This is a genomic window from Paenibacillus sp. JT22N12, from assembly GCF_056269365.1.
In genome coordinates this window covers 821296-843973 of record NZ_JBWDNU010000002.1, presented here as the reverse complement: position 1 = coordinate 843973, position 22678 = coordinate 821296, and the positions used below count along the sequence as shown (strand labels likewise).

At 54.1% G+C, this 22678-nt stretch carries 12 protein-coding genes; 1 reads left to right on the top strand and 11 read right to left on the bottom strand.

What is annotated here, in order from left to right:
* Window positions 1–133 precede the first annotated feature (133 nt).
* The 4 genes from lepA to gpr all read right to left on the bottom strand — a co-directional run bounded on the left by lepA (window position 134) and on the right by gpr (window position 5068).
* Window positions 134–1948, bottom strand: coding sequence for a translation elongation factor 4 (gene lepA / locus AC0YOA_RS08995; protein ID WP_210037731.1), 1815 nt, complete (start codon window positions 1946–1948; stop codon window positions 134–136).
* Window positions 1949–2015: 67 nt separating this feature from the next.
* Window positions 2016–2489 (bottom strand): hypothetical protein, encoded by a 474-nt coding sequence (locus tag AC0YOA_RS08990; RefSeq protein WP_475786318.1) that lies wholly within the window; start codon window positions 2487–2489, stop codon window positions 2016–2018.
* Window positions 2490–2517: 28 nt separating this feature from the next.
* Window positions 2518–3867 (bottom strand): stage II sporulation protein P, encoded by a 1350-nt coding sequence (gene spoIIP, locus AC0YOA_RS08985; RefSeq protein ID WP_475786317.1) that lies wholly within the window; start codon window positions 3865–3867, stop codon window positions 2518–2520.
* Between the two features lie 196 nt (window positions 3868–4063).
* Entirely contained in the window at window positions 4064–5068 is a 1005-nt protein-coding gene (gpr, locus tag AC0YOA_RS08980; RefSeq protein WP_475786316.1) for a GPR endopeptidase, read from the bottom strand.
* 191 nt (window positions 5069–5259) lie between these two features.
* On the opposite strand from gpr, the gene rpsT reads away from it, so the two are divergent.
* Window positions 5260–5532 (top strand): 30S ribosomal protein S20, encoded by a 273-nt coding sequence (rpsT, locus tag AC0YOA_RS08975; RefSeq protein WP_475786315.1) that lies wholly within the window; start codon window positions 5260–5262, stop codon window positions 5530–5532.
* Window positions 5533–5673: 141 nt separating this feature from the next.
* Here the strand turns inward: rpsT and holA are convergent, their stop codons facing one another.
* The 7 genes from holA to AC0YOA_RS08940 form a co-directional block, all read right to left on the bottom strand.
* Window positions 5674–6696 (bottom strand): DNA polymerase III subunit delta, encoded by a 1023-nt coding sequence (holA, locus tag AC0YOA_RS08970; RefSeq protein ID WP_475786314.1) that lies wholly within the window; start codon window positions 6694–6696, stop codon window positions 5674–5676.
* Window positions 6697–6924: 228 nt separating this feature from the next.
* Window positions 6925–8031, bottom strand: a complete 1107-nt coding sequence (locus AC0YOA_RS08965) for an anti-sigma factor family protein (protein ID WP_475786643.1) — start codon at window positions 8029–8031, stop codon at window positions 6925–6927.
* Between the two features lie 14 nt (window positions 8032–8045).
* On the bottom strand, window positions 8046–8594 hold the full coding sequence (locus tag AC0YOA_RS08960) for an RNA polymerase sigma factor (RefSeq protein ID WP_210037738.1): 549 nt from the start codon (window positions 8592–8594) through the stop codon (window positions 8046–8048).
* Window positions 8595–8904: 310 nt separating this feature from the next.
* Window positions 8905–10839: an AraC family transcriptional regulator gene (locus AC0YOA_RS08955; protein ID WP_475786642.1), complete on the bottom strand. Its 1935-nt coding sequence runs from the start codon at window positions 10837–10839 to the stop codon at window positions 8905–8907.
* A gap of 325 nt (window positions 10840–11164) precedes the next feature.
* Entirely contained in the window at window positions 11165–12118 is a 954-nt protein-coding gene (locus tag AC0YOA_RS08950; RefSeq protein WP_475786313.1) for a D-2-hydroxyacid dehydrogenase, read from the bottom strand.
* Between the two features lie 334 nt (window positions 12119–12452).
* Window positions 12453–13163 carry a S1 family peptidase gene (locus tag AC0YOA_RS08945; protein ID WP_475786312.1) on the bottom strand — a complete coding sequence of 237 codons (711 nt, stop codon included), beginning with the start codon at window positions 13161–13163 and terminating at the stop codon, window positions 12453–12455.
* Between the two features lie 25 nt (window positions 13164–13188).
* Window positions 13189–22653, bottom strand: a complete 9465-nt coding sequence (locus AC0YOA_RS08940) for a chitobiase/beta-hexosaminidase C-terminal domain-containing protein (RefSeq protein ID WP_475786311.1) — start codon at window positions 22651–22653, stop codon at window positions 13189–13191.
* Between the last annotated feature and the right edge of the window lie 25 nt (window positions 22654–22678).

The window sequence follows — 22678 nt, the reverse complement described above, 5'->3', positions numbered from 1 at the left end:
AGTCGCGAGTTCGGAAAAGCTGTCCATAACCTTCCGCCTGCTTCCCGAGCAGTCAAATAATTGCTCTATAAGTCGAAAAGGGAGCACTTGGCTCCCTCTCATCTTCTCTCCTATGACTGAACCGCAAGCCGGATTAGTCATCGATCTTGAGGACAGCCATAAAGGCTTCCTGCGGCACTTCCACGCTGCCGACCTGCTTCATCCGCTTCTTGCCTTCCTTCTGCTTCTCCAGCAGCTTGCGCTTCCGGCTGATGTCGCCGCCGTAGCACTTGGCCAGAACGTTCTTGCGCATGGCCTTGACGGTCTCACGGGCAATGACCTTTGTACCGATCGATGCCTGAATTGGCACTTCGAACATTTGGCGCGGAATAAGCTCTTTCAGCTTCTCGCATATTACCCGTCCGCGGTTATAGGCGCGGTCGCGGTGTACAATGACAGACAATGCGTCAACCTGCTCATTGTTGAGCATGATCTCCATTTTGACCAGTTTGGATTGACGGTAGCCCGACAATTCATAATCAAAGGATGCGTAGCCCTTCGTGCTTGATTTGAGCTGGTCGAAGAAATCATAAACGATTTCCGACAACGGCACGTTATAGCTGATGGTCACGCGGTTGGTGTCCAAATATTCCATATTGATGAACTCGCCGCGTTTGTTCTGGCAAAGCTCCATGATGGCGCCGACATAATCGTTGGGCACAATAATGGCCGCCTTGACATACGGCTCTTCCACGAAATCGATTTTGCCGATCTCAGGCAAATTGGACGGGTTGTCGATCTCGATCACCGATCCGTCGGTCAGCGTTACGCGGTACACAACACTCGGAGCCGTCGTAATCAACGGAATATTGAATTCCCGCTCGATCCGCTCCTGAATAATCTCCATATGCAGCAAGCCCAGGAAGCCGCAGCGGAAGCCGAAGCCAAGCGCTGTTGACGACTCCGCCTCATACCGCAGGGAAGCATCATTAAGCTCCAGCTTCTCCAGCGCATCCCGCAGATCATTGTAATCCTGTGTTTCGATCGGGTACAATCCGCAGAATACCATGGGATTGATCCGGCGGTAGCCCGGAAGCGGCTCGAGCGCCGGCTTCTTCGCATCGGTAACCGTGTCGCCGACCCGGGTATCCTTCACATTCTTGATACCGGCGACAATGAATCCGACATCGCCTACAGCAAGCTCCGATACGATCGCCATGCGAGGCATGAATGCGCCCACTTCAATAACTTCAAACTCGGCGCCGGTAGCCATGAAGCGGATTTTATTGCCTGCCTTGATGCTGCCGTCAACGACACGGACATAGACGATTACGCCTTTGTAAGCATCATAGTGGGAATCGAATATCAACGCTTTGAGCGGATTATCCGGTTCGCCGTTTGGTGAAGGCATCTTCTTGACCACCTGCTCCAGTATCTCCTTGATTCCGATTCCCGCCTTGGCCGAGGCCAATACCGCATCGCTCGTATCAAGGCCGATTACATCCTCGATCTCCTGCTTAACCCGTTCCGGCTCGGCGCTGGGCAAATCAATCTTGTTGATAACCGGTACGATCTCAAGGTTGTTGTCAAGCGCCAGATACACGTTTGCCAGCGTCTGCGCTTCGATGCCCTGTGCTGCATCGACCACGAGCAGCGCGCCCTCGCATGCAGCCAGACTGCGGGATACCTCGTATGTAAAATCGACGTGTCCCGGCGTATCGATCAAATTCAAGATGTATTCTTCGCCGTCATCTGCCTTGTAGCCCAGACGAACAGCCTGCAATTTAATGGTAATCCCGCGTTCCCGCTCCAAATCCATCTGGTCAAGCACCTGTGCCTGCATCTCCCTGGAGGTCAAAGCGCCGGTGTATTCCAATATCCGGTCCGCCAAGGTCGATTTGCCATGATCGATATGAGCAATGATTGAAAAATTTCGAATCTTCTTTTGTCGGTCACGTACGTCCGCCATGCCTAACCCCCACAAAATGCCTAATTGCTAATCATTCTTATTATTATATCAGTTCGGGGGTGTGTCATCAATCAGTAACGGATTCAAAAAACGAAACGATCAATCGAATCCCCTTGCTTGAGACGGATTGCAGCATCCCGGCTGTTCCGTCAGCCAGCTTGTTCACACCCGAATCGCTCGTCAGATCGGGAACGCCTGGCAGCCGCTCGTTCTCATAAGCTGCCTGCAGCCGTCGCTGCGCCTCAAGCTGGCGCTGCTCCTCAAGCTTCGCCCAGTCCGTCTCTCTGCCGTGCTGGGCGTCAATAATACGCCGTGGGCCGCCTGACGCGGCAGATCCTCCATCCACAGAGTCAGCAGGGCCAGCAGGGTTGGAATATCCTTCATATTCAGCTGCTGCATCCGGATAAACCGGCATCGCTTCCTCCGTCGTCAGCGGCCCGTTGATGCGCTCGATTCCGCTTGACGCGATATCAATGCCGAACATCACAACCAGAGCCACGACACCGCCAACCACGACCATTTTCAGAGAATGACTGCGCATATCGACTCCCCCTTATATTTTCATATCCTTACAGTCCTGCACCCAGGTTCGTGTTGACCTTCTCCGCATTCCAATATATTTCGGTGATCACCTTAGCTAGCGCATCGATCGTCCGGTAAGATTCCTCCAGCGTGTTGTCGACACCGCCAACTTCGATCAATACACTGTCAGGGGAAACCGACTGGTTATACTCCCCGTTTCCGCTTGCTGTCGTTTTGCCCCAGATCCCCCTTGATATTCCGGGATACCGGCTTTCCAAGGCTTCGTGAATTTCGCCTGCGAACGCTTCGTTCTTCCGCCAGTCGGGATTCGCGTGGCCGATGATAAAAAATACCTGGGCGTAGGATTTTCCGCCGATGGTTGTCGTGGTTTCTTTGCGGTGCTGGGAGTCCCTGTGGATGTCAAAGAAAAATTTCAAATCCTTATTGACGGCCAACGCCTCAGTCACCGTTTTTTTTGAATATTTATAGGATAGGGCCCAATTGTAATTTTTAATCGCTGTCACGTAATCTTCTGATGAATGAAGAGCGCCTATACCATTCGCCTGAAGCTTATCCGCAAGACGCTTGCCAAGCAGCGTGATGTTGGTTGTAGAGGATTCCGCAGTCTTGGTGCTTTTCACCTCGGGAAACCAGGATTCGCGGCTGTGCGAATGATAGATAAAAACGACATTCCGTCCTCCCGTTGTAGGCTGCGCGCTGTTGTTCCCGCTGACCTGGCCATCTTCCCCGCTTCCGCTCTGTCCAGACGTTCCACCGCTGTCCGGCGCTGCCTGCCCGTTCCCCGCGGTCTCGCTGCCGCTGTCTGAATCAACCGTCCCGCCGCTTCCCGGGTCGGGGTCCGCAGTCAAGTCTTCATCCGGCCCCGGATCAGGGCGGCCCGATTCATCCACCCGATGCCCGTCATCCACGGCTGACTGCCCTCCCTCCGGCAGCGGCTCATGGTCCTCCGGCTCCACCGCTGTATCCGCGCTTGATCCGCCTCTAAGCAGGACAGCATCATCGCCGTTCATGCCGGGATATTCAGAGGCAAGCAGGCTTTTCGGATCGGAAGGATTAACATCGGTCAGCAGACGCACCAGGAAGGAGCTCATCTGCCTGCCTGATATTGTGGATGTATTCTCCCCTTGATCGCTGCCTGGCATTTCCATTGCAAGCATATCCGCAAAAGTTCCGCTGGAAACAGCTGCAGCGAATCCTTTCATGGAAGAAACCGGCGACTTGGCCGTCTTCGCCTGCACAATTGCGCCAATTCCGATAACAATCACGAGAATCATCGATCCAATAGACAATATGGCGAATGTTCGGCCGGCAACAAGCAGATTGCGAAGCCGCATGCTGCCTCTTCCCAGATTCCACGTTACAATAACTCGTCTCATAGGTTTAGTTCCTCCCAAGTAAAATCTTCGTCAACAGCCCACTATCACCATATGAGAGGAAAACATTTCATAGAACCGGAATTTGGTAGAGTGAGACAAGAATGATTCAGAAGTTGCTAGTTTGATAGGCTGAAAAGAAAGATTGGACAAAGCAAAAAGTCCCTGCAGTCAAACAGCAGGGATTATGTCCGGTAAGTCAGTGCGTATAGGCGGCGACATTGCTTTTATCCACCGCTTCATGAAGAGCGGCATTCAGCCCGCTGGCAACAATATTGGCAATATCCTCAATAAACTGGTCAATCTCCTTGGGAGTCACGAGCAGATCGAAGCCAAGCGGCCCAAGCGCTTCACGCACAAGCTGGAGACGTTCGTTCTCAGGCATCTGATTGATCAAGCCGAAGATCTTGTCCGTATTTCCGTTCTGCGCCTTGATATGATTGCGCATGAGCTCGATGGTATTGTTGACGATAGTAGACGCATACACAACAGTCGGCACTCCTATCGCTATTACGGGGACGCCCAAAATTTCCTTGGTCAGTCCTCGGCGCTTGTTGCCGATCCCGGAGCCGGGATGGACGCCGGTATCAGCGATCTGAATGGTGGTGTTCACGCGGTCCAGCGCTTTGGATGCCAGCGCATCGATCGCAATGATAAGATCCGGCTTGGAGCGGTCGATGATACCCTGTACGATATCGCTCGATTCAATGCCCGTTACGCCCAGCACCCCAGGCGCCACTGCGCTGACGCAGCGGTAGCCGGGAGCCACCTGTTCCGGCATAAGCTCATAATAATGGCGGGTTACAAGGGAATTCTCCACTACCAGGGGACCAAGTGCATCCGGTGTTACATTCCAGTTGCCCAGTCCTACGATAAGCACATTGGCAGACTTGCCAATGCCGATACGGTCCAGAAATCCCGCGAATTCCTGAGCAAACTTGGTAGCGACACGATCCTGCAGAACAGTGTCCTGCTTGCGCAGATCCGGGACTTCGAAGGTGACGTAATGACCCATCATTTTGCCAAGCGCCGCCGAGCCTTCCTCGGTGGTAATTTCAAGTCTTGTGATCGTAATTCCGTCATCCTCCGTAGTATTGGTCAGAACTCCCGGAACAGGTCCGTTTCCGCCCGCTTCCGCATGCTCCTTGGCCTCCAAAGCCAAGTCAATGGTCGTATTAAACTGCTGCAGATCAAGATCTCCCATCGTATCTGTGCGCTCCCTCCAGAATCGTTTTCCTTAGTTTGCGGTTGAAGGGTGCGAATTATGCGGATAAGAAGGGAATTGCTGTTGCTTTGCTCGATCCGGACAGTATTGCTTTTTGGGCATGTGCGTGGTAAAATATTTCAAGTTGTGTTGTTAACAAGGGGTTTCTTTTTTTACAGGAGGTGAATGCAATGCCAAACATTAAATCAGCTGTGAAACGCGTTAAAACAAGCGAGAGACGTCGCGCTTTGAACGCTTCGCAAAAATCCGCGCTCCGCACGGCCGTTAAAGCTGCCGATCTAGCTGTTGTCGCTACTGATGTGGATGCTGCCAAAGCAGCTCTTCAACTAGCTACAAAAAAGCTCGACAAAGCGGTTACTAAAGGTCTGATTCATAAAAATGCGGCTTCCCGCAAAAAGTCTCGCCTGGCGAAAAAGCTTAACGCTCTTTCGGCTCAAACCTAATACGCAAAAAAAGAAACTAACCTTGCCGGCAAGGTTAGTTTTTTTTGTGTACCTGGATAGATACCTGCAGCCCCCAAAAAGCAAAATCCCTGCTCACCGCATAATTACGCCGGCAGGGATTTTTTTTCGCGGGCTGTTTCCTTATGCGGTCAGCGACAGCAGGAATAATTCGAGACCCAGCGTTTTTTCGATCTTCCCCGTTTTCATCTTATAATCCAGCTCTGCCAGTCGATCCAGATGGCCGCCAAGCGACTTGACTGAGAAAATTCTAGCCTTCTCGGCGGCAAGCTTGACCGCGTAAGGGTGGAGTCCCAGCTGTCCGGCCATCTGCTGGGGAGAATACTGATGCTGGGCAAGCTCCTTGATCTGCAGCATAATGCGAAGCTGGCGGGCAATGAGCGCCGCAATCTTGATCGGCTCCTCCTTGCGGAGCAGCAGCTCGCCGTAGAGCTTGAGCGCTTTATCCACCTTCAGCGTGGCCATGGCATCGATGAGGGCAAATACATCCTCCTCCACCGTAGAAGCGATCAGCGTCTCCACCTCGCTTACATCAATGGTTCCTCCTGGTCCCGCATGAAGACAAAGCTTGTCCACTTCATGGGCAAGCTGCTGCATATTCGTTCCGGTTCGGGCAAGGAGCAGCTCTGCCGCTTCCTTCTTCAGAATCCGGCCCTGCTCCTCTGCCCGCTTGATCGTCCACTGCTGCAGCTCGCTCTCCTGCAGCTCCTGAAATGGAATAAGCGCATTTTGTTCCTTCAGCAGCTTTACGACCTTCCGACGCTCATCCAGCTTCTCAGCCATCACCTGGAATACCACCACGCTGCTTTCGCAGGGCTGCTGCAAATAAGCGAGCAGCCGCTCGGTCTTATGCTCAATCTTACCTTCCTTGCCCTGCGCCGCTGCCAGCACGGACTGATCTCGGATAATGACAAGCTTGCGGGAAGCAAAGAACGGTAGTGTATCCGCTTCAGCGACGGCTTCTTCAATTGAAGTCTCCGAGGTATCAAATTTGACAATGCCAAGCTCACGTTCATCTCGCGGCAGCAGCAGCTCCGTCAGCGCCCCGATAAACTGCCCCATCCGGTATCTGTCCTTCCCATAGATCACGTAAACCGGAGAAAATTGACCGGATTTCCACTGCTTCATCGCCTCTTTGACATCCATTTCTGTTCACTCCCTATGTATACTTGGAAGAAGCAACAGCAACAAAGGGATGAAGTCATCTGCGACTTCACCCCTTTGTCCCTAAACATCTATATAAACATCCGCAGGTCGGTCGGCCCATGGTACCGTCTGTGGATGGTCATACGACGTTAAGGTTCCGCACTGTGACGGTTGTCGTATCCTGCATTATACGCTAACATCACACCATGTGTGCAGATTCGGCAGCAATTAATTGGTCTTGAGCTTCTCGGACGAGGCGGCCAGATCGACGACATACTCCTGCTTCTTGCCGTCGGCGGCAGTCGACTCATACGTGATTGTCTTGCTGTCCGAAGACCATTTCAGGTTGGCGATGCCATCCCTTTCCGCGCCTTGAAAAATCATCTCATTATCAGCTGTGTTAAAAATCATCAATACTTTATCGACCACAGTCGCGTTGTAAAGCTTATCAGGCGAGAGGGCTTGCGGATCCTGTGGAATCTGATTACGAAGCGTATCCTCGCCTTCCGGGGCCGGCATGTCTGCCGTCGGAGCCGGCGGGTCTGCGGGCGCATCCGCCGCTCCCCCGGCATTGCCGCTGCCCGATTCGCTATACAGTGACTGTCCCTGGTTATTACCGGGATCATTGGATGGCGCAGCTCCGTCCTCTCCGTTCGCCGGCGAACCTGACCCTGCAATATCCTTGGATGCCGGGTCCTCCTGGGTTTGCATATTATTTGCGATCGGGGACGATTCGGCAGAACCCCCGGCTGCTTGACTATTTGCGGCATTGTCTTTTGCATCGGCATTGTTGCCGGATACCCGCACTTCATCATCTGCCTTGGGCGTGTTGCTCTCTTGAGCGTTCTCATCCACAGTCATTTTGCGGCTCGCCGTATCGGCTGATGAAGTATCTGCGGTCATCGTACCGGAGTTCGCCGAATCGTTCAGGCTGTTGGTGCCCTCAAACGGATTCGTGATGAAGATCAGGCCGACCACGATTCCTGCGGCAATAACGCCTCCCATAATACGTGTGGAAAACCGGCTTTTGCGTCTCTCCTGGGACCGGCCGCCCTGCACGCGTCTTGGTGCAAGCGCTTCTTGTTCCTCTTCCTGAGAAGGATCAGCCGCAAGCTCGGCGCTTTGAGCGGTCTGCAGCTCAAGGAGTCTTGGCATAATCGCATCAACCAGGCTGTAGCTCGGGGTTACCTTGGGAAGATTATCGAGACCGGCGGATAGCAGCTTTAATTTTTCGAACACCGCTGTGCATTCGGGGCAATGCCGCGTATGAGTCATCAAGATTTCGGTTTCCCGATCATCAAGGTCCCCATCCAGCTCTCGTTGCATATATTCCATCACCTCTTGACAATTCATCCTCGGACACCACCTTTCTGATAATCATGGAGGTACGTTTGCAGCTGCTGTCTTGCCCGGAATAAATAGGATTTGACTGTATTTAGTGGCAGGTCTAAAGAATCGGCAATTTCATTGTAAGAAAAATCCTGTAAGTACCTTAAAACCACAACTGCCCGATGATGCTCCGGAAGCTTGTCTATAGCTCTGCGGATATCCTGCACCGCATAACTTGACAGCACCTCCTCTTCAACGGAATGCGAATCGGAAAACACCATTTCGTGTTCCTCGATTGACACAGTTGGTTTGTTGCGTCTGAACTTGTCGATACAAATATTTGTTACAATCCGCTGCACCCATGTTTTGAACTGCGCCTTCTCCTCGTAGGATCCAATTTTGGTATAAACGCGGATAAGCGCCTCCTGGGCCGCATCCATCGCATCCTGCTCGTTGTTTAATATATAGTAGGCTGTCCGGTAAACATGATTTTCAATCTCTCGCAATAGAGAAATAAGAGCGTCGCCATCGCCGGCTTGGGCCGCTTTAATTAGGCCGGGCTCTACCACGGAGGATCCCCCTCTCTTGCAACCTTTAGACGTAAAGGAAGTTGATAATGTTGCATTATTCAATCATTAAATCTTTAAACAAATTTTAGAATTATTATCATAAGAACGATTTGCACTGATTTTAAGAATATCAGAAAAGCAAAGTGCCGTATAGCCTTGCGGGAGGAGCCTATATTAGGATATTTTGCAGGTGAAAGCACTCTCTTGGCCATAAATAAAAATAAGAGCTGCAAAACCATGCATCAACGCACGTTTTTGCGGCTCTTGCCTGCAAGATGAATCTTCGCTCTATTTCTGTAAATCAAGTTATTCAGAGGCTAGTCAGCCATGCAGCCAATTCTTCCGTTTGGCTCTGAATCGCTATCGGGTCCCAGTAGCCGGAGCGATCGCTTGTCCATAGGAACACATGATTATTTTTGACTGCCGGCAGCAACCCCCAGACCGGGTCAGCCTTAAGGTCATCCAATGTTTTCGAATCGGAGGTCAAAATAATATAGTCTCCCACATAATCCGGCAATACTTCGGCAGAGAAGGAAGCCCAGCCGGGATCAGCCATTTCGGCGGCAACTTTCGCGGGGGGCTTGAAGCCGAATCCGTTGTATATCGGCTGCCCGCCTTTGCCGTAGCCCGTTCCGACGGCCATAATATCCTTGTCGCCCAGTTCAAGAATCGAAAACGTGCTGTCCGCAGGTATAGCCTTCAACACCTTCTCCTTGGCGCTGGCAATGCGGCCGTCATAATCTTCGAGCCAGGCTTTCGCTTGATCTTCTAGGCCCAGCAGTTCGCCGAAATAAGCAACCTCCTCGTGTACCGTTTTTAAGGAAGCGTACGGAATGACGACAGTGGGCGCAATTTTCGACATCTGCTCGTTCAGTTCAGGATAGAAGTCGTCCATTATAATCAAATCCGGCTCAAGCGACAGTATTTTCTCTACATTGCCGTTACCGTCTCCTATATTCTCAACGTCTTGCAGGTATTCCTGAAAATAAGGATTTTTAATATGATGATCGGACGTTCCGGCAGGCGTAATGCCGAGCGCAATCAAACTGCCGAGATACTCGCCTGCAACAATTCGTTGGGGCTTAAGGGGTACTTCCACCTCGCCGTTAACCGTTTGAACGACTTTGGTCTGCGCCTGCTCCGAAGCGGCCGGCGTGTCGCTTGGGCCTGGCTGTGAGGCGTCTGTCTCCCCAGTACCATTATTCGTGCCGCATGCGCTCAACAGCAGAATGGAGCTTAGCAGCAGCGCCGCCGCGAGTGCAGGCTTGAAATGTTTGAACATGAATAAATCTCCCTTTCCGTCACTGTGATACTGATAATCGTTATCAATAGAATCAGTATAGTTAAATGACTCGGAAGGGGCAATGGAGGATTCCATGGTCGTGCAAGGACAATCTTCTGGCTTCTTCTTTGCGGCATGCACTTCTCTATAGCGCATTGGGGAAATACCCCTGTTCTTTTTGAACAATCTGCCCAAATAACCCGGGTCTTGATAGCCGACACCAACTGCAATCTCCTTCAGCGTAGCATCCGTTTCAAGAAGTAGTGCCGCCGCTCTATCGATACGCACCTTAATCAAGTAGTCAATCGGGCTCATTCCGGTACGGATTTTGAAATAGGAGGACAGATGGGGAACGCTATAATTCAGGCTTTCCGATAACGACTCCAGCGTAATGGATTCCGCATAATGTGAATGGATGATGGCAGCGGCCTGGGCGGCCAAATCGCGTTTAGCCGAGCTTGGGCCTTGCGCCTGCATCTGGTGAAGCAGCCCATCCATAAACTGATAAAGTAAAGTCCGGGCGCGCAGACGCATAAGCGGCTGTTTTTTTTCCCAGTCTTTGAACATATCGCTCAAGATCCAGTGCAGCGCTATCGGATTGTCCGGAGTTATGCTGTACGAACGTTCAAAAGGCTGGGTCCGCTCTAGTAACACGGCAAGCTCCGGCGGTACAGGGGGATGAATGCTCGCTTTGTAATAAACGCTGTAGTAATCCAGGTCCTCGCTGCCCGCGACAATGTCGAGCACAGCTCCTTTGCCTGCGTGAATCACTGTAAAGCGCTGCATTTGATAAAATTCCCGCCCCAAATTCACGGCAGCATGGCCTCGAATCGACATAAGAAACAGGCTTGAGGGCACATAATAGGAGCGTATAGACTCGCCGGCCTTGATTGTAGTACGACGAATATCTATGACTTTGCAAAACGCGTGATTCCATAGAGCAATAAGATCATTTATGTCCATCACGTGACCTAGCCTCCACTCCTGTCTTCAGGGGCACTTTCCGCGTCTAGTAAAAGACTGCTGCAGGGACTTCAAGTACACTCCTGCCTCGCCCTGACACCGTCAGGCATTCCCCTGGGCCTCCTTCACCTGCACATCCCGGCACGCGATCCAAGCCAGTATGGGCAGCGAAAAGCAAATCGCCCTTTTTGAAGAGACAAAAAGCTGCAAGTGGACAGCCTGTGCCCAAGCAAGGGGACCATCTAGGCGATTATCTCCATTGAATTGTTTCAGACAACTGGGTTCAACTGGGTTCATTGCGGGTAAAGCATAGCCCTGACATGGGTTAATATTCACTGCTTAAATCAACAACACTTGCAGCCGGCTGAATGCCCTGCACGTATTGCTTCAAATTTTCAATAAATATCGCAATGACGCGCTCCGTATAAAAATTGGTACTGCCTGCATGATGAGGGGTTACAATAACATTGTCCATCGTCCAGAAGGGGTGATCGGCAGGCAGCGGCTCCTGCTCGAATACATCAAGGCCTGCTCCGGCAATTTCCTTGTTCCGCAAAGCGTTAAGCAATGCTTCGGTATCTGTCGTTTTGCCCCGGCCTATATTAATGTAGAAAGCCGTATTCTTCATCGCCGCAAACTGCTCCTTGCCCAGTACGCGTTCCGTTTCCGGCGTGTGAGGCAGGCAGTTAACGATATAGTCGCTTTGCTCCAATACCTCAAGCAGACCCTCGCTGCCGTACATCCGGTCGACCCACTGCTCCGGAAGGCCGGATCTGCGGACCCCCAGCACTTTCATGTCAAAAGCTTTGGCCAGCTTTGCCGTCTCAAGTCCAATGGCGCCTACGCCTAGAATTCCCATCGTACGCCCATGAGCCTCCCCCATCTCGCCCGTGTTCACCCAGCTGCTCCTGGTTTGATTTCGGATAGCTGTGTGGAGATGGCGGGTGAAGGACAGCAGCATGGCAAAAATCGTTTCCGATATCGGATTCGGGTGGACGCCGCTTGCGTTCGTTAAAGCAAGACCGAGCTCCCTGAATTTTCCCAGCGGCAGACGTTCGACGCCAGCCCCCCAGTTCTGTACCCATTTCAAATGAGAAGGATCCGAAACGACAAGCTTTTCCACCAATGAATTCCAGCCCAAAACAATTTCAGCATCAGGCAGATGCTGTGCAGCGACTTCTCTGTCATGGCCTTCGATAAGCTCCCATCCCGGAGCGGCTTCCCTTATTTGATCGGCAAACCCCGGTTCAAGCGAATGAACGACAACGATCTTCCCCATGTATGCTCCACCTTTCTCTTCAAGCAAATAGAAACACTGACCGTGCGGGACTTCATAAAAAAAGAGACTCCTGAACCAGCTCCTTCTCGGTCTGATCCATAGCCCCTGCCTTTCTTCATTTCTACCGGAAGAAATAATAGTTAACCAAATCGTACCATTGCCTGCTGAGAGCTGTCAAATAATAGCGCGGAGGGCGAATTTGCGCAGGTGACCCGATTATTGAGTCGCTAAGTTCCTTTTTCTGTCAAATAAAAGAGCCGCACAGCCATGGGGCCGTGCGGCATCTACTGCTGTCTCTCCAGAAGCAAATCTATCGAAGCAAACCTATCCTATCTTACTTGACCGCTGCCGGTTTGGCCTGCGCCGGCAGAAGGCTGCGCAAGTCTGCAGTACCCACCACCAGATGAATAGCATCCATTGTCCGGAGCGACCCCGACAGAATTCCGGCCAACCGGCCATATTGATCGATCAAAGGTCCGCCGGACATTCCGCTGACGACCTGGGCGGAAGTCAGAATGACAGATCTCCCGTTGATCTTCGCAGCCGGAGAATTGACAATGCCTTCTGTAATAATCGGCGTCTGCTTCAGCGGGTAACCGATCGCATATACTTTTTCCCCCTGCATTACAGCCGGATTCCTGATCTCAAGTGCGGCGTAAGCCGCTTCCTTGCCGGCCGGGAGCGGCAATTTCAGAACCGCCGCATCCGTCAATTCGTCATAGCGAAGCACCTTGATGCCCGTCACTGTGCGTCCGTCGTTGAAAACCCCCTCCAGCTTGTCCGCATCGGCAACGACATGGTACGCCGTCGCTGCAGTTCCGTCCGGGGAAATGATAACGCCGGTGCCGGTATCCTTCAATATGCCATTCATGCTCAAGGCGCGGATATAGAATACCGCATCTTGAGCGTTTGCATAGATTTCCTGCGCATTATAGCTCACAGGTGTGTCCCCGTAAACATTCCGGTCGGGTAGAGTGTTCGTATACAAGCCGATGCCGGCCAATAACGAAAAGAATAAGAACAAGGCCAGCAGTTTCCGTTTCATCTCTTATCGCCCTTTCCCCTTTGTTCTACTCCTTGACGGCCGACATAATCGCTGAATAAGCCCAGTGTCTGGAAGGCACATCATCGTATTTAGGCCCTGCGGTCTGCTGCTTACCTCTTCCAATGATATTGTTGATCAGCACAACCGCCTGAGCTCTTGTGAGCTTGCTGTCAGGCTTGAAGGTTCCGTCCGGGAAGCCCTGGATATAACCGGCCTTGGCGAACGCTGCGATGTAATTTTTCGCCCAATGGCTGGCCGCGTCGGAAAACTCCGACTTCCCTCCCTGGCTGACATTCAGGTTCAGTACTCTCGTTAAAATAACAACAAATTCCGCTCTCGTCAGACCGTTTTTCCCGCGGAAGGTGTTATCCGGATATCCGGACAGAATGCCCGCCGATGTAAAGAATGCGACAAGATCTTCCTTGCTGCGGTCTACGTCGCTGAACACATTTGCAACCGCAACATCCTCCTTGTCCAGCAGCTGTGAGAGGATTTCGGTAATCTCATACCGGGTGAGCGCCGTGTCCGGCTTAAATTGGCGGCTATTGTAGCCCGAAATATATTTCACATCTTTTGCATCGCTTTTCAATTCGTATTTCGCATTCTCAACCACGCAGTTAATCGTGATTATCTTATCATCAGAATCGGTAATGAACTTGATCGTCATATTCTTCGTAATCAGAATATCACCCTTGTACAGCTTGCTGTCTTTCGTCGGGCTGCTTCCATCGGTCGTGTAATAAATCATTTGACCCTCCGGCACAGATAGCGTCAATTTGCTGTTTCTGGCCATAGTGACAGCCGTCTTACCGTCCATTTGCACCTTTTTAGAACCGATGCTGGCGGTAACTGCCGGCTGCGGAGCCGGTGGCGGGAAGAACACAAACCAGCCGCCGGACTCCTTCTTCGTCCAGGTTCCGGAGAAAACCTCGCTGTCTTCCTTATCCTCGGCAATCGTGACCGCTTTGATGGTCGTCGTGTCCGACAAGGCGATTGGCCCGGTGTATAAACGTGATCGTCCGTCAGGCTCACTGCCGTCCAGGGTGTAATAAATGGTTCCCCCCGGTTCATCTGTGCTCAGACTAACCGCTGCTTTGTCCGTGAATGTTCCGGACTCGGAATCCGCCGTCGGCGCTTGGGCCGAATCGGCAAATCGCGGCGCCGGAGCATTAAGCGTGAAGCCTCTGGCAGCTCCATTCAGGGTGACCGTTAAAACTGCGCTGCCTGATGTCTTCAAAGATCCCTCCAGAGAGCCTGAAACAGGCTGAAGCGAAACTTCTTTCGGATCGGCGCTCCAGGTCATTTCATCAGCTTGGGTGAGTCCAAAGCCGTTCCGGATGCTGTTGATCGTATCCTGCCCGTCAAGAATGACAGCCGCAGTGCTGAGTCTGGATGCATCGCTTGCATGGAATGCCGCAAGCTGAGGGAAGAAGCCCGGAACGCCTCTCCAGACTCCTGCGTTGAGCTTGGCCGGCAAGCTTCCGCCCGCAAGTTCCTCGGACGTCAAACCCGCACTTTCCGCCGCGCTTCCTGAAACCCGCTTCCCATCGGCGTCATAATAAGCCGTATTGGCCTTCAGCATCTGCTTGTTGAAGACGGTGCCGGCAATGACAGCTGACGCTTCCTTCCGGCCGGCAATGCCGCCGAAATCGCTCTTGCCCGGCACAATCCTGCCGCCGGTAACAGCGGTAACTTCACCGACACTCAAGGAATCGCGAATGGCGCCTTCAGCCGCATATCCGGCAATACCGCCTGCCTGCGACCGGGTGGAGCCCTCCGCGCTGGCATGTCCCGAATAGTAGACATCATGGATCGTCCCGCGATTCACGCCTGCAATGCCGCCAACCGCGGCTTGTTCGGCCTGAGCAGCGATATCCATATACGAGAATGATTCGCTGATTTCACCGTTAATCAGGTTGGTACCGGCAATTCCCCCGCGCGTTAAGACAGCTGCGGAATGCTCGTTCATGCTTCCGCTTGAATAAGCCTGACTGATCCTTCCCTCATTGGAACCGGCGATTCCTCCTGCAAACTCTCCCGCAGCCGCAAGCGTCGCGTTCACAGCCGCGTCTTCAATCACGCCTGTGTTCCGGCCGGCAAGGCCTCCGGTATAATCGGCTCCGCTGACATTCATGGATGCCAGCTTGATCCCGGTCATATTGCCTGCATTTGTTCCGGCCGCGCCGCCGGTATATTCGGAACCGCTCACCGGCATGGATGCCAGCTCGATCCCGGTCATATTGCCTGCATTTGTTCCGGCCGCGCCGCCGGTATATTCGGAACCTCTCACCGACATGGACGCCAGCTTGATCCCGGTCATATTGCCTGCATTTGTACCGGCTATACCGCCGGTATAATCGGAACCACTCACTGACATGGATGCCAGCTCGATCCCGGTCATATTGCCTGCATTTGTACCGGTTATACCGCCGGTGCGACCGGTGCCTTTGACCGCTCCTCCCGCTTTGATTCCGCTGATCGTCGCTCCCGCATGGTTGATCCCGGCCACAAGTCCGGTGTTTTCACCGCCTATGATACTCCCATCGACAAAGCTTATGTTCGCGATGGTTCCGTTGTTCTCGGCTGCGAAGCCGTAAGCGGACCGTCCTTTCGCCGTTCCCGTCAGGCCGGCAATTGATTTGCCCTGGCCGTCAAACTGCCCGGCAAATATGCCAAACGGCACCCAGACATGACCGTCCATAACAATGTCCGCTCCAAGCGATAGCTTGGTCATATCCGGCTTGACGGTCGCTGTCCGGTTAAACAGCCTGAAATAGGCAAGCGCGGTGTCATCGTTGTACAGTCTCACGGCGGCATTCAATTGCTCCGCGTTGAGAATCGTGAAATCAGCGGGCTGCGGCCCGCTCAGGAAAGAGGCTTCGAGGTCAAAATTCCAGTTTTCGTAACCGTACGAGCCGGCAAGCTCCTTATCCGCCTTGTTTATCTCTGCCGTGCCCAGATTACGTCCAACGCCGTTCAGCGTGCTCAGATAATCAGAGGATGTCACCTTCCCGTTCCGGAAGTTGTAGCCAATGAATCCTCCGCTGAAGACGTTCGCTCCTGCCGCATCCACCGTAATGGCCGGGACGCGGGAAAAAGCATCCTCGATTATGCCGTCGTTGTAACCGGCAAAGCCGCCTGCATAGGATCTTGCAGGGTGATTGACGCCTATCGTCGCTACCCGTTCCTGTGCCGCGTAGGCTTGCCTGATGATCGCATTCCGCTCAACAACCCCGGCAAAGCCGCCGCTTTGCGTATCAAAGCCGGTATTGGCCACCTCGCCGTCCGCATAAGCGCCAGTGATGGTATAACGGTCTACAGAACCTGCAAAACCGCCGGCATAAGAACCGGTAATCCCCTGGACTTTTGTTTCTCCCTTGGCGTAAGCCCGGTTTACAGTCCCCGAGCCGGAGCCGTCTCCGCCAAGAAGGCCGGCAAAGCCGCCTGCATAAATGGTCGTGTCCGGATTATCGCAAAACGCTTCGACAGGAAGATCGGCATATGAATCCGTAATTGCGGTGTCGTCGCCCATTCCGATCAATCCGCCGACATATGTCGACGGCACCATTCCCGGTTTGGTGACGGCGCTGCCGATAGTGATTTTCTCCCCTGCCTTTGACACAGCGCGCACATAATGAATCTCACCGCCTGCAGCCTGACCGACCGCTCCGCCAACCTCATAGACGTTGCTGGAATCCGCACCGATCTTGCTGCTGGCTGCGGCATTGACGATGATGCCGTCGCTGAAGCCCGCGATACCGCCAACGACAGCCTTTTTGCCGCGGGTGACATCAAGAGAGGCCCTTGACTGAGAATAATAAATGGAGGCTGTCTCATTCCTGCCGACGATGCCGCCCACGAACAAATCCGCTTGCTGATCCGTTCCATTCGCCGCAATACTGATTCCGGATACGGAAGTATTGTAAAGCCCCGGATAAAAAGGCGCAGCCTTGCCGAAATCAAGACTCCTGTCGAGATTGCTCGCCGCCGAAATGCCGGCAGCGCCGCCGATCGCCGATCCGCCCGTTTGCACGGCTGCGTCTATTGCCATCTGCGCATCCGCTTGGTCCAGCAGCGAATCGTCAGACCGCCCGACAATTCCGCCGGCCGTAACCCCGTCTCCGGCAGCGCGGATCGTGCCACTAGCCCCAGTCTGCCGCGCCGCGGCATTGGCAAGCCTGCCCGCAATCCCCCCCACAGTAACCTGGGCGTTTCCGCCGTCAGCGGCAAGCGTCAGACCGCTGACTTGGACATGATCCAGATCATAGCTCTGGCTGCCCTTGCCGTTCTTGACTCCAACGATACCGCCTACGGTGCCGCTGCCCTTCAACTGCGGGCCGTCCTGCATGCCGCTCAGCGTTATATTCGAGATTGGACTATCGGCATCCGACTGGCCGATCAAGCCGCCGAGCACGGATCCCGCGCCCAGCGCTTCCAGACTGCCATTCTTCAAGGCAAGCGACAATTTGTCGGCTTTACCGGATATATGCTGTCCGATCATTCCGCCAAGCGTGTCCCCTGCGCCTGTCGACCAGATGCGGAAGTTCGCGGACATATCCCATTCCATGCCGGTTACATCCCCTGCTTGTTTCCCGATCATTCCGCCGATGACCGCATTCTCTGCACCGCTGCCCACACTGCCGTCAACAAGCGTAAAGCTGACCGTCTCCGGTGTGACCGCAGCGGAATTATCGCCAATCAATCCTCCGGCGACCGAATTCGCTCCAACGGCTTCGATCCGGCTGCCGCCTTCCATGCGAAGCGAGAGTCGTGCCAGCGTTCCCGTGTTTTTGCCAAGAATGCCGCCAACCGTGCCGCCGCTGATTTCGGTGCCGTTCAACAGCCTGATCTCCACATCGGAGACCCCGCCCCTATTCAAACCCGCGAGCGCTCCTGTAAATTGCTCACCGGACACGGATAATGGCTCGAGGATGACCTTCCGCACCTTGCCTTGTTCTCCGATGACGCCGAACAAACCGGCATACTGATCATCGGTAGGCGCGCTGAGCCCGTCGATCAATTGGCTGTCCCCGTCAATGGTTCCATTGAAAGGATGGTCTTCATCAATGCCGATTGGCACCCATTGATTCGACTGGATATGAATCGGGTTCACTATCCTGATTGTGCGGTCTTCGAATGAAAACGGTGCGACACCTGGAATCGTGCCGTTCACAACCGCTGCCAGTCCCGCCAGCTCCGCCTCGGTCCTGAGCTCAAAGCTGATCGCTCCCGTATCACGCAAATACCAGTTGATATTGGCATTAACATCGTTCCCGCCGCCTCCTCCGGTATTGGCTGTACGGACCAATTCCGGATACTGGTACGCGGCATTCATCGAGCCATATCTCCACGTGCTGTCAAAATCCCATCCGGACAATGCGGGGAAGTAATCCCTGTTTTGAAGCGTGGTTGACAGGATAGTGCTGAGCCGTGCATAAACATTCAGCCAGATATAGTTGCCTTCGGCAAAATCCGGCAAATCCCCGTTGATGTCGTTGTCGACATCCTTCACATAATACGTCCTGTAAAGCAGTTCCTTGCTGGCATTGTCATAGCGCCCTGCAAAACCTCCCGCAAGCGCGCCGCCGCCTGCCGTGACCCGGCTTGCCGAATAAGCGGTCTCGACGGTGCCGTCCGTCAATCTCCCCACTAACCCCCCGGCGTAAGAATGATCGGCATTCGCCGCAACCTCCCCTGCTGTATAGGAGTTGCTGATGCTCCCGGCCGCATGCGCCCCAACGAGCCCCCCGACAATCGTATAGCTGCCGTTGGCCGTTACTTTGGATACCGAATAGGATTTATCCACCGTTCCGCTGTTCCGGCCGATCAGGCCGCCCAAATAAACGGAATGGCCATTCGTTCCGTATGCATCTCCTGTTACATCGATATCGACATAGGAGGCGATAACGCCGCCCCGGTTCTCGCCGGATAATCCGCCGGCGAGGGCATCCTTTCCTTTTAGCGTAAGATTGGCGTTGGAATAGGTGTAGTAAAGGGTTCCGCTCTCCGCATTCACCCCGGCTATCCCGCCCAATATCCCGGATTCCCCAATGGAGGAAACCGAGATTTTATCGGAGATGCTTGCGTTGGCGATCAGGCTGCGATTCTCTCCAACCATGCCGCCGGTCACCGAATCCGGCGCATTGACCCATATTGTGCCGACCATGCGGCTGTTCTGGATGGTGCTGACCGCGTGAACGGGATCGTTCTCCGGATCTGTGCCCCGCTTGTCATTGACGCCGACGATTCCGCCGACTATGGCGGAGACCCCGGTATCATTCACCTTGATGCTGAGCGCCGCCGTATTATTGTCTGCAAGGACAGCCTCATCGGCAGCGAGGTTATAACCGGCCATGCCGCCGACTGTTGTGCCTGGACTGCTCACAATGAGATTGACGGAGCCGGAAAAAACCTGATCCAGCCTGGTCTTGTCATTGGTTCCGACAAGGCCGCCAAGTACGGAGGAAGCTGCCGAGGTCGTGCCGGTAATAACCAGATTGTCCGCATTCGTCAGTTCCCCGTCTCCAATGATGGCGCCGTTCTCGCTGCGGCCGGCAATTCCTCCTGCCTGCGCGTTGGTGCCTGCGGCGGTTATCATCACGTAATCAGGCAGCTCGCCGTTCACCTGGAAATCGCTGATTTCGGTATTTTGCGCCGATCCGACAATCCCGCCAATGATGGCATTGACGCCGGTTGCCTTAATCAGCCCTTCCTCGCCTGCCAGAACCCGAACATGGTGGATGCCGGCCAAATCCGTCTGGCCGCCCGGCGTCTGTGAATGGCCGGCGATTCCACCGGCTTCGACCTGGTCTCCGCCCGACTCAATCTGCAGGGCATTCACCTGAACATTGGTGATGGTGCCCGTATTGCGGCCGGCAATTCCTCCGAGCTCATTGTCTGATCCCGATGCGACAATTGTGATATGGTCCGCCAAGCCCTTAGGCGTATCCGCGGCATTTTCTCCAAAAAGTCCGCCGATCTCAAGCGCGTCTCCTGCTGCCGATACCGTCAGGTTCCGCACCGTTAACGCATCGCTATTGCCCGCCTGGTCACCCAGCCCGACGATGTTCTGCAGGCCGGCAATTCCCCCAGCCTTGACTCCGGATGCCGGAACATCGATGTGCAGATTCTCCGCATCCAGATAGACATCGGCTGATTGATTCCTGCCTATGGCGCCGCCCACGAAGCTGCCGGATGCATTCACCTGAATGTCAACCTGCTTAACGGCAACCGGCATCACGTGCGTACCGATATGCGCATCGGAAGTCAGACTGCCCGCGATCGCCCCCAGATAATAGCCGCTTCTTCCGGCTTCGCTGAGCAAGCCAATTCGGGTGATCCCGCTGTCCGTAACGGCAAGCGAACCTGTATTATGGCCGACTACCCCGCCGGCGGTCATCCGGTCAATGCCATTTGCAGCAGCGAGCTTGACGCTGTCGCTGCCTGGCGCGACTTCGTCGCCAACCGATGCTCCGGTAATCGCGCCTCCGGCGGCACCCGCTATTCCGCCAATGAAGCCGTCATGGGTTGTCACCGTCCCGCTGAAATACTTGACCGCTGCGGTATCGACGGTACCTTCCATATGGCCGGCTACCGCTCCAATAACGCCATCAGCCGTAATAGCGGCATAGCTGCCTGCCGTATTGCCGGAAGCCGCATTATTTATCGCGCCGCCGTTCATGTAGCCGGCAATTCCCCCCGTATACGTACCGGCTCCGCCGCCAGTTGATACGATCGTGCCGCTGAAGGAATCCTGACTCAGAGCTCCGATGCCGCCCCCATCGGCGAAGTAACCCACAATCCCTCCTGTACTGACGGGATTCGTCTGGTCGGAAGCTGCCGCTGTGACGGTAATCCTCCCGGCAAACGCTGCATTATAGACTGTTTTATCGACTCCATCCTGCACGATCCCGATGAATCCGCCCGTGTACAGCGCGGTATTACCGGCAACGGCAATATTGCCGGCGCTGCTCACATTATCACTGTTTTCGGTGATTCCCCCGCCCGGGGCTCTGGCATAAGCGCGGTTGGACGAAATGCCTCCCGTGTACACGCCCGTCCCTCCGGTTACGGTAATTGCCCCGTTGTTCGCATAAGCATTCTCAGCCGGATTGTTGAACAGAAGCCGGCTTCCGGCATAACCGGTCAGACCGCCTGTATATGCGTTGTCCGGTCCAATCGGCTGCGCTCCTCCGGATACCGAGATGGCCCCGGCGTTTACGGCAGTTCCCGACAAGCTCAGCTCGCCCGTCACAGAGCCGAACAGCCCGCCGCTGTAAACCTGACTCATTCCGGAGGCAGTGACGCCCGCACTGTTTACAAGATTTTCGCCCCAGGCCAAAGCGCCTTCAATGTAACCGGCCACTCCGCCCGTGTACACGTTGGAGCCTCCGTTATTCGTCACGGCTCCCGTATTATTGAAGGCAAACGCATGGGTGCGTCCAACCAGCAAACTATCCAGCGAACCGGCCAGCCCGCCCGCGAAAGAGCCGCTTGCCGATGGAGCTGAAATACTCACCGCCCCGCTGTTTGCTGTGTCCTCCGAGAAGCTTGCTGTCCAGCTTGCTCTGCCCACGATGCCTCCGGCATAATTGCGCTGCCCGCCGCTGGACGACACAGCGCCCGCATTCAGAATTGCCGTATTGTCGTCGCCCATGTTGACAGATACGGGCGCATATCCGACAATCCCACCGGCGTACGCCTCATTGCCGGAGGAAGACGCGTTAACCGTGCCGTAATTCCAGACTTTCTTCAGCTTCAGGCCGGTCCCGTAAACTTGCCCTGCAACTCCTCCGGCATACACATCCCCGCCGGATACGGTGACTGCGGCGTGATTTTCCACGTTGGAGACCACGCCTTCACTCTGGCCCACGATGCCTCCGGCATAAGTCACGCCGGTTACCGTAGCGACCGATATCTGCATATCGGTTGCAATATTGATATCGTATAATGTGCTGTTGTTCGTCATTTTGCCGACTGCCGTACCGGCATAGACGGCTTGGGTAACGGAAGTCAGATTGATGCCGCCGCCCGTGAACGTTAATCCGCCTACCGTCGCGGCATCCATGTTTCCAATGAAGCCCGCGTACTCGGCATTGTCCACCGTCATGCCGCTGATCGTCTTGACAACACCGCCAGCTGCAATAAGCGTTCCTCTGAAAGGATGATCCGCTGTGCCGATTGGCACCCACGTATAGGCGGATACATTCAGATCGCCCGTGATCTCCAGCACCCTGCCGTTAAAACCGTCAATGGAGTAACCGTCGTCGCTCAATCCGCCATTGACCAGCTTCGCAATACCGGCAAGCTTTGCCGGCGTATCAATCGTAAAGGTCGCATAGTCCGGATCATACCAGCCGGTGTCGGCATAATCCGTCCAATACTCCGCCCCTGCCTGTGCCGTGAAAGCCTTCCATCCGGCCAATCCGGCCAGCACCAATAACAACGCCAATCCAATTGCAATCCTTCTTGTTCCCGGCTTTACAACCATTTAAGTCACCGCCTCAATTTGTTAA